The following is a 1,712-nucleotide window of genomic DNA, read 5'->3' on the forward strand; positions in this document are numbered from 1 at the left end:
TCCGCCGCGAACGCCTCCAGGTCCTCCCGGACCCCGGCCATCTCCTCAGGTGTCACGCCATTCCAACGACGCTCGTAGAGCAGCGGACACGCATACACAAATGAAGATGACCAAGCCCTACTAGGGGAGCGACGCGGAACACCCCAGCACGGCCAGGGGCATTGAAGTGGACTGTGTCAGAAACGTCGGTCATGGCCCTAAAAACGGTGCGGCAGCCGGGGGCGGTGGCCTCACTGAGCGGACAACACGCTGCGTCCGGGGGAGGCGGTCATCTGCCGACGGCCGGGTGGTGTGGGCGTCCAGGTCCTGCTACCAGACCGCGCCGTCTGGCCACAACTCCTCTTCGCCGACCAGGGCCTCCACCCAAAGGGCTGCCCTACCGAAACTGCCTCCCGCTCGCCATCGGGCCGGTCAGCACCCTGCAGCCCGCACCGGGGTGCTGGCCCGCCGATACCGGTGCACGGCAAACGAGTGCCGCCGGTATCCAGTAGGGCTCCGGTGCGCGGCTTTCGATGAACACGACGCGCAATACCGCCAGGTCAACTCGCCAGCCCTCTGCCACGGCGAACAGGTCCCAGCACTACGACGGATCTTCGTGCAGAACTAGGTTTTCGACGCCCGGGATCGGCTGAAGTGGCGGGAGCCCGAGGTGACGGTGCCGTTGGTGTGGGCGGTAGGTCGATGTGGTGGTGCCGGGCCCCTGGCTTGCGTCGGCCGGGAAAGTGGCAGGCAGCGGCCGGGGTCGATGTCGCCGAAGAGTGCGGCTGATGCGGCGGGATGGACCACAGGGCGATGGCCCACCCCGCCAAGCCAAGCCGTGTCAGTGCTGGTTCAGCTCCGCGAGCATCAGGGTCGGGTCGTTCCCGGCCAGGTTGGCACCGTTGGTCACAAACGCCCGATGGCCTCGTACGACGACGGCCGTGGTTCCCTGCATGCCGTCCTTGGTGTCCAGCAGGGTCTCATGAGCGTCGTCGGCGCCTACGCGCACGAGCTTGTTGGCCTGGTTCAACGCGGCGAGGATCTCGGAGCCCCTGCCGGTGAAGTCGAAGTCGTCGATGCCGTCCAACTGCGTGGCCCGGACCTCGGCGCGGCCGGAGCGGCCGTTCCTGGCCACCGGGATACGGACGATAGTGCCGCGGTCGGAATTGCTGGCCCACACGGCGCCGTCGTGGATCTTCATGCCGTTGGCACCGAAGAAAGCACTGGGCGCCAGTGCCGGGTCTGCCGACCACACGGTGGCCGCTCCCCCCTTCAACGGGGCCTGCCAGATCCGCCCGCCGGCGGAGTCGGTGACCATGAAACGGTCCCTTTTGCCGTCGATGACCAGTGCGTTGGGGAAGGTGTCGGCAGGCAGCGGTACGACGAGCCGGGGCTCACCCGAGCGCCGGACCTGCCAGATCCCGGTCAGGCCGCCCTGCCCGGCGCAGTAGAGAAAGTACACGGCGCCGCTGTCCGATCGGGCAACCCCGGTGACAGCGGCTGCGCCGACGACCGGTGCGGTGGTGCCGCCGTCTGGGGGCAGTGGCATGGTGGCGAGTACCCGGACCGCTCCGTCCTGCGCGACCCGCACCACCTGGCGTGACTGGATCATGCCGATGACCACGCTGCCGCCGGGCTCCGGTGCGATGCTCTCGGCGACCTGGCCCGCGGCCCGGTCGAAGTGGACGAGTACGCGTACGTTGTCAAGGCGGGTGCCGGCAGTGGGGCTGGGG

At 68.6% G+C, this 1,712-nt stretch carries 1 protein-coding gene; it reads right to left on the reverse strand.

Annotated elements, in window-relative coordinates; all coding sequences use genetic code 11:
• Positions 1-820: 820 nt before the first annotated feature.
• Positions 821-1,712, reverse strand: an 892-nt coding sequence (locus tag EHS43_RS46960; RefSeq protein ID WP_185806669.1) for a hypothetical protein, incomplete at its 5' end; no start/stop codon positions are given.

Source organism: Streptomyces sp. RP5T (assembly GCF_003933965.1).
Lineage (GTDB): Bacteria > Actinomycetota > Actinomycetes > Streptomycetales > Streptomycetaceae > Streptomyces.